Raw genomic sequence first — 14,152 nt, forward strand, 5'->3', positions numbered from 1 at the left:
ACAGCGACAGCGACAGCGGTGGGGAAACGACAGTGAACGGAAGACGGGGGAACCATCAAGTGTCCGGAGCGACAGGGGCGGCCGGGAGCCTGCTCGGCGCAGGCGCCGTGATCAGCTGCCCGCACGGCGGGCGCGCCACCACCGCCACCACATCCGACTGCACCGTGCTGATGGACGGGCATCCCGTCGCCACGGCCGCGCACGCGTACGTCGTCACCGGCTGCCCGCACTCCGTCGACGGGGTGCCCGAGCCGTGTACCTCCGTCCGTTGGACGGCCGGGAGCACCGGAGTGACGGCCGGCGGCTCGCCCGTCCTGCTCGACATCTCCGCGGCCGAGTGCTTCACGGCCGCGTTCGTACCGCAGGGACCGCCCGTCGTCCAGGGCGACCGGCGAAAGGTGACCGTCCGATGAGCCCACGCATCCGCCACCGCAGCGACATCGCGTTCCCCTTCCGGGCCGACCGCCGGGGCCGCACCGCGCACGCGCGCCACGACGAGCACGTGCGCGACCTGATCGAACAGGTGCTGTTCACCAGCCCAGGCGAACGGGTGATGCGCCCCGACTTCGGCTGCGGACTGCTCGACCTGGTGTTCGCGCCGCACAGCCCCGAACTCACCAGCACCCTCGAACTGTCCGTGCAGGCCTCCCTGCAGCGCTGGCTCGGCGACCTCGTCGAGATCGAGGCCCTGGACGTGGTGGGCGAGGACGACACGATCCGGGTCCACCTCTCCTACGCCGTGCGCTCCACCGGGACGCGCCGCGACGACGTCTTCGAAGGGAGGGCCGCGGCATGACGGCCCCGACCTCACACACGACCCCGCCCCCGACCCCTCCCCCGACCGCCTCCCGGCGGGCGAAGGCGAGAGCCGCCCAGCTCAACGGAGTCGACGCGGTGGAGGTCAGCGACGACGGGCTCACCCTCACCGTCACCTTCCTCGGCAAGGCCCCGCACGGCCTGTGCGCCGAGAACGTACGCATCGACGGCGGCCGCCGTATCACTGGCATCGAGGCCGTCGACATCAGCGTCGAGCGCGAGGAGGACCCCGAGCTCGACGACCGGCTGTACGTCACCCTTGACCAGGCGGGCGACACGTCCCGCTACCGGCTCTCCCTGGTGGAGACCGACCCGTACGGGCGTCCCGGGACCGAGCCGTACCGCGGCTTCGACCAGCGCTATCACAGCGCCTCCTTCGCCTTCCGGCCCGACTGCCCGACATCCTTCGACTGCGCGGACGAGCACGGCGCGGATTCGCCCCACGGGACGCGGGACTTCCCCGAGGCGCCCGTCGTCGACTACACCGCCCGCGACTACGACACCATCCGCAAACTGCTCCTCGACCGGCTCGCCCTCACCACTCCCGACTGGATCGAGCGCAACCCCGCCGACCTGGGCACGACGCTCGTCGAGATGCTCGCGTACACCGGCGACCAGATCAGCTATCAGCAGGACGCCGTCGCCACGGAGGCGTACCTCGACACCGCGCGCCGCCGGGTCTCGGTCCGCCGGCATGTGCGGCTCATCGACTACGCGATGCACGACGGCTGCAACGCCCGTACCTACGTCACCGTGGAGACCGCCGGCGAGCACACGCTGCTCCCGGGCACATACCGCTTCGCCTCCGTCGACGTCCGCTCACTCGACCCGCACGACCGTCCGGCGCCCGGCACGGTCATCGGTGACGGAGACCTCGCCGACCTCGACGAGCGCGGATCCGTGGAGGTCTTCGAACCGGTCGTGGCCACCGACCCGTTGGAGCTGCGGTCCGCCCACAACGCGATCCGGCTGTGGACCTGGGGCGGCGAGGTGCGCTCCCTGCCCAGGGGCGCGACGGCCGCGACCCTGCGCGACGAGTGGCGCGACCCGGAGACCCGGGAGGAACGCCGACTCGCGCTGCGGGCAGGTGACCTGCTGGTCGTGGAGGAGGTGAAGGGGCCGCGCTCGGGCACCCCCGGCGACGCCGACCCCGCCCACCGGCAGGTGGTCCGGCTCACCTCCATCACCCCCGCCGTCGACCGGATCGAGGACCAGCCGGTCCTGGAGGTCACCTGGGCCGCCCAGGACGCGCTGCGCTTCCCCCTCTGCCTCACCACCCGCGGCGGACGCGGCTGCGAGCCCGTCGAGGACGTGACGGTCGCCCGCGGCAACGTCGTCCTCGTCGACCACGGCCGCTCCCTGGACCGGGACGGCGAAGGCCTCCCGGAGACGGTGACCGTGCCGCCCGGGCCCGCCGTCGTCGGCTCCTGCGCCCCACGGACCTTCGGCTGCGGCGACCGCGACGAGGGCAACGCGCCCGCCCGGCTCATCAACTCCCTCACGGACAAGGGGGAGTGCGGCGAACCGCTGACCCCCGGCGACATCCGCGAGCTGTTCGACGTCGTCGGCGAGGACGCGACCGTACGCGCCGGACTCGGCCTGGAACTCACCGGACGGCGCCCGGGCCACAAGGGGACGCAGAGCGAGGGGCGGGTCGTGCCGGGCACGGCGTACGCCCAGGCCGCGGCCCTCAGAACCCTGCTCGCCCAGTCCGTGTACCCGGGCATCGCACCCCGCTTCCGGCCCGTGCTCGGCCACTCACCCGTGACACAGGCCGTGCCGTTCCCGGACCCCCGGGCCGTCGCCACCGGCCAGGCCGAGCGGATCGCCGCCATCCCGGGGCGGATCGAGCAGCGGCTCACCGAACTGTGGCGCAGCGCCCGCGACCGCGACGGACTCGGCGAACAGGAGATCGCCGAACTCACCGTGCTCTACGGCCTGAAGGTCCTGGAGCGGCTCGAACTGCGCCGCCACCCGGTTCGAGCCCTGCGCGAACTCCTCTTCCGCAGCGACCGGTTGCTCCATGCCAAGCTCCGGCGCGTCGAGGTGCTCACGGCACGGGCCCGCGCGGGCACGGTCCTCGACGGACACATCGCCTGGGAGATCGCGCACAGTTGGGGACCCGCGTACGCGGACGGACTGCACCCGGACGAACAGGTCCTGCGCGGCCCCGCCTCGGCGGCCCTGCGGCACGACCCACGACAGGCCCTGCCCGCCGTCCGGCTGCACGAGCTGCACCAAGGCCACGACGGCCACCGGAGCCGCGAGGGTCACGACGACCGCGGTGATCACGACAGTCACCACGGTCACCACGGCGGCCACGACCACCACCACGGCGAGACGATCTGGGAGCCACGCCGCGACCTCCTCGACAGCACCCCCCGCGACCGCCACTTCGTCGGTGAACTGCGGGACGACGGACGCCTCGCCCTGCGTTTCGGCGACGGCCGGCACGCCGTCGGGCCGGCCCCCGGAACCCGGCTCGAACTCCGCTACCGGCTCGGCGGCGGCACCGCGGGCAACGTGGGCGCGGAGGCCATCAACCACCTCGTGCTCACCGCCGACTGCGAGCACCCGCCCGTGGCAGGCGTACGCAACCCGCTGCCCGCCACCGGCGGTACGGAACCCGAACCGGTCGAGCAGGTACGCCAGTCGGCCCCGCTCGACCTGCGCCGCACCAGGCTGCGCGCCGTCACCGCGGACGACTACGCGGCCCTCGCCGCCGCCCTGCCCGGCGTCCAGCGGGCCGCCGCCACGCTCCGCTGGACCGGCAGCGGCCAGGAGGCCCACATCGCCGTGGACGCGTACGGCACCGGGGAGCCCTCCGCGGGGCTGCTCGCCGAGGTGACACAGGCCCTGGAGGCGTACCGCCGTATCGGCCACGACCTCGTCGTCGGCGCCGCCCGGCCGGTGCCGCTCGACATCGCGCTGCGGGTCTGCGCGGTCCCGGGCCACCAGCACGGGCAGATCCTGGCCGAGCTGTACCGCGTACTCGGCCGGGGCCGCCTGCCCGGCGGGCGGCTCGGCTTCTTCCACCCGGACGCGCTCACCTTCGGCGAACCGGTCCGGCTCAGCCGGCTGGTCGCCGTCGCGGCCGCGGTGCCGGGCGTGGAGAGCGTCCACGTCACCCGGCTGCGAAGGCAGTTCCACGAGGACCGGGGAGAGAGGGAGGACGGCGTGCTGCGGCTCGGCCCGCTGGAGATCGCCACCTGCGACAACGACCCCGACCGGCCGGAGAACGGCCGGCTGACGATTTCCTTCGGAGGTGCCCGATGAGCGACGACTGCACCTGCGGCGGAGCGTGCGGCGACGGATACGGGCCCGATGGCGGCACCGGTCGCGGTGGTGGCGCGTGCGGCGGTGGCGCGTGCGGCGGTCACGACGAGCGCCTCGCCCCGGCCCCGCTCCACAATCCCCCCGGCCGCACCGCCCTCGACTACCGCGTCGGCGACCACGGCTCCTTCCTGGCCGCCCTGCTCGACCGGCTCGCCTCCCCCGCGTACCCGGCGCTGCGCGGGCTGACGGTCCGTACCCCGGACGACCCGGCGATCGGCCTGCTCGACGCCACCGCCGTCCTGGGCGACCTGCTCACCTTCCACTCGGAGCGGATCGCCGACGAGGCCTACCTGCGCACGGCCGACGAACACCGCTCCCTGGTGCTGCTGGGCCGGCTGGTAGGCCACCGGCCGCGTCCGGGCGTCGCCGCCGCCACCCATCTGGCGTACAACCTCGAACGGGACCCGCGCGCCGAGAGCCTGCCCGTGGTCATCCCGCGGGGCGCGCGCAGCCACAGCGTGCCCGCGTCCGCCGACGAGGAGTCGCAGACCTTCGAGACGAGCCGTGACCTGACGGCCCGCTGGGACTGGAACGAGCTGAAGGTCCGGCGCCGCCGCCCCTCCCTCGTCACCCCCGAGGATCTGGAGCGCCGGTCCGCGCTGTTCGTCGCCGGCACAGCCAACTCCCTGGCCGTGGGAGACCAGTTGCTCTTCGTCTTCGGTGAACAGGCGGGTGCCCGGCGGCTGCTGCTGCCCGTGGCGAGCGTCCGTGTCGACCGGGACGACGAGATCACCGCCATCGGGCTGCCCCGGTCGGCCCCGCCCACCTTGCGGGAACTCGTCGACGAGGTACGGCGCTGGACCACCGAGCCCGCGGCCCCCGGCGAGCCCGGCGACGAACCGCCCACACCACAGGTGCCCAACCCGCGCCCGGTCAGCCGTCTGATCGACGACCTCGACGACCAGGTCCTCGCCCCGCTGCGCGCGGACCTGGACGGCATCGGCACACCGGAGAGCCTCGCGGCCCGCCTCGCCGAGCCCGTCGCCCGCCTCGGCGAGGCCCAGGTCCTCGCGACACCGTACGAGGACGTGGCGGCCTGGTTCGAGCAGCTGGAAGCCGTACTGGCCGAACTGGCCGAGCGCGCAGTGGAGTTGGCGCCCGCCCAGCCGGTCCCGCCAGAGGAGGAGGGCTCGGCGGCGGCAGTGGCCCGGAGCGCGCCCGCGTCGGCGACCGGCCGCCACGAGGCCGCCTTCCAGGCCCTCGGCTCCGTCCTGCCCGCCCTCCGCGGCAGGGCACCGTCACCGTCCTCCACCGCCGGGCGCAGGTCCCGCCGCCCCGGCGCGGACACGGCCCGACTGCTCTCGGTCCTCGACCCCGGCCTGAGCGGCCTCTACCCGGCCTGGCGCACGGCCGCCGCCCCCGGCACCCCACAGCTCCTGCGCGAGCTGCTCGCCCTGCGCGTGACCACCGCCCCCTTCGGCGCGATGGCCCCCCTCAAGCCCGTCCAGGACGACCGGGGCCGGGTCATCCGCACCGCGGACTGGCCCCTCACCGGCGCCTCCCTGGTCAGCATGCGCGTCGTGTTCGACACGGGGGGCAGGACTCCGGTGCGGGCGGAGTTCCAGTACGTCGAGGGCAGCAGCTCCGACCAGCGCGCGGAGAACCTCCCCCTCGCCGTGCCGGTCACCTTCCGGCTCGGCACGGGCGAGGTGGACCTGAACACCCACGCGGTCCAGGACAGCGAACAGAGCCGGCCCGACGAGCGGCCCGCCGCCGCCCAGGAGCCCGGCGTCACCGCGGTCCTGCGGGCGGGCCTGCCCGAGCGCACCCTCTTCGTGTCCCGCCCCGACGAGGACGGCCTGGTCCACGTGGGCGTCCACAACGGCACCAGCGAACAGGTCACCCTCCGGCCCGGCGTCCCCGAGCAGTTCACGCACGGAGAGTACGAGGTCGGCCTCACCTACACCGTGGGCAGCGCCGCTCCGAACGTCGAGGTGGTCATCGCCTCGAAGCCGGAGCCCGCCAACCGCCGCGTGCTCCAGCTGGACTCGGTGCGCGACGGCATCACGGTCGGCAGCTGGGTGGCGATCCAGCGCCCCACGAAGGGGGCCGAGGGCGGCATCCCGGGCGACCCGGCCCTCGCGTACGTCACCACGAAGGTCGTGTCGGCGCGGACGGCCGCGTACACCAACTACGGCATCACCGGCCGGGGCACCGAACTCGTCCTGGCCGACCCGTGGCTGGACGAGTTCGACGTCCTGCTCTCGCACATCCGCGACACCACCGTGCACGCGCAGGGCGAACCGCTGCGCCTCGCCGACGAACCGCTCGGCGAGGACCTGCACGGCAACGAGATCGAACTCGCCGAGCTGTACGACGGGTTGAGGCCCGGCCGCACTCTGATCGTCGACGGGGAGCGCAGCGACCTGCCCGGCGCCACCGCCGTGCGGGCCACCGAGGTCGTCACCGTCGCCGCCGCCGAACCGGCGCTCGACCCGCGCCTGCCGGGCGACCACGTGCACACCGAGCTGACGCTCACCACGGATCTCGCGTACCGCTACCGCCGCGAGAGCGTGCGCATCCTCGGCAACGTGGTCGAGGCGACGCACGGCGAGTCCCGTGACGAGGCGATCGGCAGCGGCGACCCGGACCGGGCGAACCAGTCGTTCGCGCTCTGGCAGTCACCCCTCACCTGGCTCGCCGACGACAACCCGCTCGGCGCCGCACCCGTCCTGGAGGTCAGGGCCGACGGTGTGCTCTGGCACGAGGTCGACAGCCTCGCCGGACGCGGCCCGCGCGAGCAGGTCTACATCACCGGCAGCACCGCCGACGGCCGCACCACCGTGACCTTCGGCGACGGCGTCCACGGCGCCCGGCTGCCCGGCGGCCACGAGAACATCCACGCCCGCTACCGCTTCGGCACGGGCCGGGCCGCCAACGTCCCCGCGGGCCGCGTCACCCAGGCCCTCACCCGGCCCCTGGGCGTCTTTGCGGTCACCAACCCGCGCCCGGCCACCGGCGGAGCGGACGCCGACGGACCCGCCCTGACGCGCCGCACGATCCCGCTCGCCGTCTCGGCGCTCGACCGGCTGGTGTCGGAGGCCGACTACGAGGACTTCGCCCGCTCCCGGGCCGGCGTCGGCCGGGCCGCCGCGCGCGAACTCTTCGACGGGCGACGGCGCGTGCTGCACGTGACGGTCGCGGGCACGGACGACGTGCCGATCGGGGGAGCCGGAGTCGGGACGGGAGCCGGCGACGGCGGCGACTCGCCCCTCCTGCGGTCCCTGCGCGCCGCGCTCACCGAGTACGGCGACCCGAACCTCCCGGTCCGCGTGGACGCCCGCGAACTCGTCGCACTCCTCGTGTCCGCGAAGGTGAAGGTGGCGCCCGACCACTCCTGGCAGCTCGTCGAAGCACGCCTGCGCCAGGCACTCCTGCGCGAACTGGGCTTCCAGGGGCGCGAGTTGGGGCAGCCCGCCCGCCTCTCCGACATCCTGGCCACGGCCCACCGGGTGCCCGGTGTCGACTACGTGGACGTCGACGTCTTCACCGGCGTACCCGCCTCCACGACCGCCGGGGAGCTGACGAAGCTGCTCGCGAACCCCGGCCTGCCGAAGGCCTCGGTCCCGGCGCGCGGAGCGACGTACGACGAGAAGACCCACACCGTCCGCGGGAAGGACGGCGAGACGCTGTCGGGGATCTGCGCCCGCTACGGCGTCCCGCTCACCGAACTCCTGCGCCTCAACCCCGACATCACCGACACCCGCCGCCTGGCGAAGGGCCGCTCGGTGTACGTCTTCCGCGGCATCCGCCCCGCCCAGCTCGCCCTGCTGTCGCCGAGGGCCGCGGACACCCTGATTCTGACGGAGGTCAACTGATGTCCAGGGAACCGGACGGACTCGCCGAGCTGCTTCCCCGGTGGCACCGGCTGCGCGACGCCCAGGAGGGCGAACCCCTGCGCGCCCTGCTCGCCGTCATGGCCGAACAGCTCGACCTCGTACGCGAAGGGGTCGAGCAGGGCTACGAGGACCTGTTCGTCGAGACGGCGGCCCCCTGGGTGCTGCCGTACCTCGGCGACCTGGTCGGTTACCGCACCCTGCCGGGGTACGAACGTGTGCTCACGCCTGGTCTGCGCGGCGGGAGTCCGGCCGCGCTCACCGAGGCCGTCGCACCCCGCGCCGACGTCGCCGCCACGGTCGCGAACCGCCGCCGCAAGGGCACCCTCCACCTCCTCGAAGAGCTCTCCGAGAACGTGGCCGGCTGGCCCGCACGCGCCGTCGAACTCTCCCGCCACCTCTCCCACCAGCAGCCCGTGAAGCTGTACGAGGCCGGAACCGACGCGGCGGGGCGCGGCACCCGCGGGCGGCTGGCCGACCTCAGGGACGGCTCCGCGCTCGACCTGGCGGGCGGCCCCTTCGGCGAGGTGGCCCGCTCGGCCGACGTACGCAGGGCCGACTCCCGCCACCGGCAGGGGGGTTGGACCCCGTCGGGTGTCGGACTCTTCGTCTGGCGGCTGAAGGCGCACTCGCTGACGTCGGCACCCGCGTACTGCGTCGACCGGGCCCGCAGCCTCTACACCTTCTCCATCCTCGGCAACGACACCCCGCTCGTCACCAGGCCGCTGCCCGAGCCCTCGCCGCACCACATCGCCGAGATCGACAACGTCCCCGCCTTCATCCGCCGCCGCCGTCTCCACGACCGCCTCGCCGACCTCTACGGCCCCGGCAAGAGCTTCGTCATCCGGCGCGACGGCGAGGACCGGCCCGTACCACCCTCCGACCTCGTGGTCGCCGACCTGTCGGACTGGCGCTACCGCCCCAAGCGCGGCCAGGTCGCGGTCGACCCGGAGCTGGGCCGGATCGCCTTCGGCGCCCGGACCGCGCCCCGCAAGGGTGTCTGGGTCGACTACCACCACGCGGCTGGGGCCGACATGGGCGGCGGCGAGTACGTACGCGACCGCGAGCCCCGCCCGGACGCCACCGTGTTCCGGGTCGGCCCCGGCCGGACCCACCGGCAGATCATGGACGCCTACCGGGCCTGGCGGCACGACCGCCGGGCGGGCCGCTGCGGCCCCGAGGGCATCATCGAGATCACCCACAGCGGCGCCTACCAGGAGCAGCTGGACTTCGACCTCGACCCGGGCGACCGGCTGGAACTGCGCGCGGCGGAGGGCACCCGCCCCGTCATCCGCCTCCTCGACTGGTACAGCAACCGCCCGGACGCCCTCAACATCCGTGCCTCCTCCGACGACTGCGCCCCCGGCGAGCGGCCCCGGATCGTGCTCGACGGGCTGCTCGTCACCGGCCGCGGCATCAACGTCACCGGCCCGATGGGCGCCGTCGTCGTACGCCACTGCACCCTCGTGCCCGGCTGGTCGCTGGAGCCCGAGTGCGACCCCCGCTCGCCCGACGAACCGAGCATCGTCCTGGAACGCACCACCGCGTGCCTCCAAATCGAGCACAGCATCCTCGGCACCATCGAGGTCATCGGCGACGAGGTCTCCGAGGAACCCCTCGACATCCACCTGCGCGACAGCGTCCTGGACGCCACCGCCGACGACCGCGAGGCACTCTCCGCCCCCGACTGCCGGCACGCCCACGCCGTCCTGCACCTGCACCGCACCACCGTGATCGGTGAGATCCACACGCACGCGGTCCGCGTCGCCGAGAACTCGCTCTTCACCGGCCGCCTCCACGTGGCCCGCCGGGGCATCGGCTGCCTGCGCTTCTCGTACGTCCCCACCGGCTCCCGTACGCCCCGCAGGTACCGCTGCCAGCCGGACTCGGCAGGCCCGGGCCGGGCCTCCGGTGTCCGCCCGCGGTTCACCTCCACGCGCTACGGAACGCCCGGGTACGCGCTGTTGGCCGACCGGAGCGCCGAGGAGATCCGGCGCGGCGCGGAGGACGGGGCCGAACTCGGCGCCTTCCACGACCTGTACCGGCCCCGGCGCGAGGACAACCTGCGGGCACGGCTCGCGGAGTACACGCCCGCGGGAACGGACGCCGGGATCTTCTTCGTGACGTAGACCCCCATCGCGCCGGCCCGCCCGGCCCGACGACTTCGTGACATCGCACCTTCCCAACCAGGGGGACACCCTTCATGCACGCAGACCTCTCCCGCTCCACCTTCCGCCCGGAGCGGCACTACTCGGCGGTCATAGTCCAGCAGGGCCGCGTCCAGCTCGACGCCGACGCCAACGAACAGACCGCGATCCAGCTCCATCAGACCCGCGCGCTCACCGCCGACCTGATCGGCCCGCACGGCGGACCGCGCGGCGCGGCCGGCTTCCGGATCGAGTACGTCGGCGGCAAGCACGACATCGACACCCTCCACATCCACGGCGGCCGCTACTACGTCGACGGCATCCTGTGCGACGCGAGCCGCCCGGCCGCCGGAGTCCCGGTACCGGACGAGGACGAGGACGAGAAGGACAGCAAGGACAGTGCGGACGCCGACGGGCAGGACTCCGCGCAGCCGGCCCCGCACTGGACCTACTGGGACCAGCCGGACGGCTTCCGCGACCCGGAGAAGCCCGGCGACCGGCTGCCCTCGCCCGCCCAGGCACCCTTCGTCGCCTACCTCCAGGTCTGGGAGCGCGCGGTCACTGCTGCCGAGGACCCGGCGCTGCGCGAGGTGGCACTCGGCGCGGCGATGCCGGACACCGCCGCCCGCGCCAAGGTGGTCTGGCAGGTCCTGCCACTGTCCCTCGCCGACCTGGGCATCAAGGCCCCCGAACCGTCGAAGGACACGGTCCGCGAGGCCTTCACCCGCTGGGCCAGGGCCCAGGCCGTCTCCTCGTCCCGCCTGGCCGCCCGCGCCGAACGCCCCGGGCACGCCGACGAGGACCCCTGCCTGGTCAAGCCGGACGCCCGCTACCGCGGCCCGGAGAACCAGCTGTACCGGGTCGAGATCCACGCGGGCGGCGCGGCGAAGGACGCCTCGTTCAAGTGGTCCCGCGAGAACGGTTCCGTGGTCTTCCCGGTCGACGAACTCGACGGTACGTGGGTGCGGTTGGCGTCACTCGGCCACGACTCGAAACTGGATCTGGACGTGGGCGACCGCGTGGAGTTCACGGACACGGCGTACGCCTCCCGCCTCGAACCCCTGGCCCTGCTGAGGGTCGAGGAGCTGGACCTGCCCGGCCGCCGCGTACGCCTGTCGGCGGAACCGGAGCCGGGAGTCGGCCGGCTGCCGCACCTGAACCCGTTCCTGCGCCGCTGGGACCACCACGAGGGGCCGCGCCGCAAGGGCCGCACGACCACCCTGCGCGGCGGGGCGGTTCCTGTCAGGGAAGGGGAGTGGCTGCCCTTGGAGGACGGCGTCGAGGTGTACTTCGCCAAGGGCGGCGCCTACCGCACCGGCGACCACTGGACCGTGCCCGCCCGCACCGCGACCGGCGGCGTCGAATGGCCCGTCGACGGCTCCCGCAGGCCCTTGCTCCGGCCCCCGGCCGGCATCACCCGCCACTTCGCGCCGCTGGCCCTGGTCAAGAGCGAGGCGGGCGCCGTGGACCTGCGTCTGGCGTTCGCCCCGCTCGCCACCGAGATCCCGGCGGCGGACGAGGCGACGCTCGCGGCGGAGGCCAGGGCCCGCGAGGAGGAAGAGCGGGGAGAGGCCGCCGACCCGTCGGGCGGCAGGTCACAGACCACCGCGGAGGCGGAGAACGCCGCCGCGGACACGGACGCAGACACACAAGGAGAGAAGTAACCCATGGCCACGCCACTGACCGCGTCCAAGCTGGTGGAGATCCTGCGTGCGGAGGGCCTGACGGTCCACGAGGTCCGCAACTGGCGCAGCCACAACCGCAACAGCAAAGGCGCCTGGGGCCCGATGAACGGTGTGATGATCCATCACACCGTCACCTCCGGCATCGCCGCCTCGGTCGACATCTGCTACGACGGCTACGCGAGCCTGCCCGGCCCCCTGTGCCACGGAGTCATCGACAAGAAGGGCCATGTCCACCTGGTCGGCAACGGCCGCGCCAACCACGCGGGCCTGGGCGACGGAGACGTCCTGAGAGCCGTCGTCAACGAGACGGAACTCCCCTCCGACAACGAGGCGGACACCGACGGCAACCGTCACTTCTACGGCTTCGAGTGCATCAACCTCGGCGACGGCAAGGACCCGTGGCCCGAGGCCCAGAAGGAGGCCGTCGAGAAGGCGTCGGCCGCGATCTGCCGCGCCCACGGCTGGACCGAGCGGTCAGTGATCGGCCACAAGGAGTGGCAGCCGGGCAAGATCGACCCGCGCGGCTTCACGATGGACAGCATGCGCACCCGCATAGCGAAGCGCCTGAAGGGCAAACCCACCACCCCCAAGCCACCCAAGCCGTCGTACGTCCCCTTCCCGGGCAGCGACTTCTTCCACATAGGCCAGAAATCCGCCGTCATCACGGCGATGGGCCGCCGCCTGGTCGCCGAGGGCTGCGGCCGCTACGAATCCGGCCCGAGCCCCGACTGGACGGAAGCAGACCGCACGTCCTACGCGGCCTGGCAACAGAAACAAGGCTACAAGGGCAAGGACGCGGACGGCATCCCGGGCAAAACGACCTGGGACGCCCTAAAGGTCCCCAAGTCGGCATAGCCCCCACCCGAGGGCGCCCCACCGGGGCGCCCTCCCAGGGATGCGGGGAACGGCGCAACCCGTACAGCACCGAACCCGCAACGCACGGCGGCCCCCTACCTCCCACTGGGCGGATAAGAAGGCCGCTCAGGAATTCCCACCCCCGCAGAAGGCAACACCGGCAACGCCCCCTCGTACACCCACGCCGCGAACAGTTCGTCCAGCGGCGCCGCCGCGTACCGTCCCACGTGCGAGACGAACGCGGCCGTGGTCACCGATCCGCCCCGGTGCACGGCGACCCATCCCCGCAGCATCCGGAAGAACGCCTCGTCCCCCAGCGCGCACCGCACCGCGTGCAGCACCAGCCCGCCCCGCTCGTAGAGCCGGTCGTCGAACATCGACTTGCGCCCCGGATCCGCCAGCCGCAGATCCTGCGGCTGTCCGGCCAGCCCACGGTGGGCGATCCCCGCCAGCGTCTGGGCCGTACGGCCGCCCGACCGCTCGGACCACAACCACTCCGCGTACTTCGCGAATCCCTCGTTCAGCCAGATGTGCCGCCAGTCGGCGATGCTCACACTGTTCCCGAACCACTGGTGCGCCAACTCGTGCGCGACCAGCCGCTCGGACCCCCGCCCCCCGTCCACATGGTTCGCCCCGAACAGCGAGAGCCCCTGCGCCTCCACCGGCACATCGAGCTCCTCCTCGGTGACGACGACCGCGTACTCACCGAACGGATAGGGCCCGAACAGCTCCTCGAAGAGCGTCATCATCGCCGGCTGGCGCGCGAAGTCCCGCGAGAACTCGGTGAGCAGCCGCGCCGGAATGTGCCCCGACTGCGGCACCCCGCCCAGACCCGGGTCGCCGAGCAGCACGGTCTGGTACTTGCCGATGGACAGCCCGACCAGATAGCTGGACGTGGGCGCCGACTGCTCGTACACCCAGGTCGTCGTGGACGCCTTCGGCGTGCGCGTCAGCAGCCGACCGCCCGCCACCACCGAGTACGCCGACGGCGTGGTCACGGCGATCTGGTACGAGGCCTTGTCGGCGGGCCGGTCGTTGCACGGGTACCAGGACGGCGCCCCCACCGGCTGGCTCGCCACCAGCGCCCCGTCCTCCAGCTCCTCCCAGCCGATGCCGCCCCACGGGCTGCGCACCGGCTTGGGATTGCCCGACCAGTGGACCTCCACGGTGAACGCGGCCCCGGCCCGCAGCGGCTTCGCCGGGCGGATCCGCAGCCTGCCGCCCCGGTGCGTGTAGTGCGGCACCCGTCCGTCGACCCGGACCCGGCCGATCCGGAAGTCGGCCAGGTTCAGCTGGAACTCGGCGAGCGAGGAACGGCCCGCTATGGCGTTCAGGCGCGCGGTGCCGGACAGCCGGTTGGGTCCCGGACGGTAGTCCAGGGCGAGTTCGTACCGGTGCACCCGGTAACGGGGATCACCGTTGCCCGGGAAGTACGGATCCGCTCCCACTGTCTGCTGTACCACTGAAGTGTCCGCTC

At 73.4% G+C, this 14,152-nt stretch carries 8 protein-coding genes; 7 read left to right on the forward strand and 1 reads right to left on the reverse strand.

What is annotated here, in order from left to right; genetic code table 11:
* Positions 1-59 precede the first annotated feature (59 nt).
* The 7 genes from QFZ75_RS30955 to QFZ75_RS30985 all read left to right on the forward strand — a co-directional run bounded on the left by QFZ75_RS30955 (position 60) and on the right by QFZ75_RS30985 (position 12,675).
* On the forward strand, positions 60-413 hold the full coding sequence (locus QFZ75_RS30955; protein ID WP_307542160.1) for a hypothetical protein: 354 nt from the start codon (positions 60-62) through the stop codon (positions 411-413).
* A complete protein-coding gene (locus QFZ75_RS30960) occupies positions 410-796 on the forward strand; it encodes a GPW/gp25 family protein (RefSeq protein WP_307542162.1) in 387 nt (128 codons plus the stop codon). Before QFZ75_RS30955 ends, QFZ75_RS30960 begins: the two co-directional genes overlap by 4 nt.
* A complete protein-coding gene (locus tag QFZ75_RS30965) occupies positions 793-4,092 on the forward strand; it encodes a putative baseplate assembly protein (protein WP_307542163.1) in 3,300 nt (1,099 codons plus the stop codon). Before QFZ75_RS30960 ends, QFZ75_RS30965 begins: the two co-directional genes overlap by 4 nt.
* Complete coding sequence (locus QFZ75_RS30970; RefSeq protein WP_307542164.1) at positions 4,089-7,970, forward strand: putative baseplate assembly protein; 3,882 nt, start codon at positions 4,089-4,091, stop codon at positions 7,968-7,970. The genes QFZ75_RS30965 and QFZ75_RS30970 overlap by 4 nt, the downstream gene beginning before the upstream one ends.
* Complete coding sequence (locus tag QFZ75_RS30975) at positions 7,970-10,117, forward strand: hypothetical protein (RefSeq protein WP_307542166.1); 2,148 nt, start codon at positions 7,970-7,972, stop codon at positions 10,115-10,117. The genes QFZ75_RS30970 and QFZ75_RS30975 overlap by 1 nt, the downstream gene beginning before the upstream one ends.
* Positions 10,118-10,191: 74 nt before the next feature.
* Positions 10,192-11,799, forward strand: coding sequence for a DUF6519 domain-containing protein (locus QFZ75_RS30980; RefSeq protein WP_307542168.1), 1,608 nt, complete (start codon positions 10,192-10,194; stop codon positions 11,797-11,799).
* Positions 11,800-11,802: 3 nt separating this feature from the next.
* Positions 11,803-12,675, forward strand: a complete 873-nt coding sequence (locus QFZ75_RS30985; protein WP_307542170.1) for a peptidoglycan-binding protein — start codon at positions 11,803-11,805, stop codon at positions 12,673-12,675.
* Between the two features lie 95 nt (positions 12,676-12,770).
* Here QFZ75_RS30985 and QFZ75_RS30990 read toward each other — a convergent pair whose 3' ends face one another.
* A complete protein-coding gene (locus QFZ75_RS30990) occupies positions 12,771-14,138 on the reverse strand; it encodes a M1 family metallopeptidase (protein ID WP_307542171.1) in 1,368 nt (455 codons plus the stop codon).
* Positions 14,139-14,152 lie beyond the last annotated feature (14 nt).

It is taken from the genome of Streptomyces sp. V3I8 (genome assembly GCF_030817535.1).
Lineage (GTDB): Bacteria > Actinomycetota > Actinomycetes > Streptomycetales > Streptomycetaceae > Streptomyces.

Excerpts from the sequence above, each read along its gene's own strand:
- QFZ75_RS30960 (WP_307542162.1), top strand. The coding sequence starts at position 410 with ATGAGCCCACGCATCCGCCACCGCAGCGACATCGCGTTCCCCTTCCGG.
- QFZ75_RS30965 (WP_307542163.1), top strand. The coding sequence starts at position 793 with ATGACGGCCCCGACCTCACACACGACCCCGCCCCCGACCCCTCCCCCG.
- QFZ75_RS30970 (WP_307542164.1), top strand. The coding sequence starts at position 4,089 with ATGAGCGACGACTGCACCTGCGGCGGAGCGTGCGGCGACGGATACGGG.
- QFZ75_RS30975 (WP_307542166.1), top strand. The coding sequence starts at position 7,970 with ATGTCCAGGGAACCGGACGGACTCGCCGAGCTGCTTCCCCGGTGGCAC.
- QFZ75_RS30980 (WP_307542168.1), top strand. The coding sequence starts at position 10,192 with ATGCACGCAGACCTCTCCCGCTCCACCTTCCGCCCGGAGCGGCACTAC.
- QFZ75_RS30985 (WP_307542170.1), top strand. The coding sequence starts at position 11,803 with ATGGCCACGCCACTGACCGCGTCCAAGCTGGTGGAGATCCTGCGTGCG.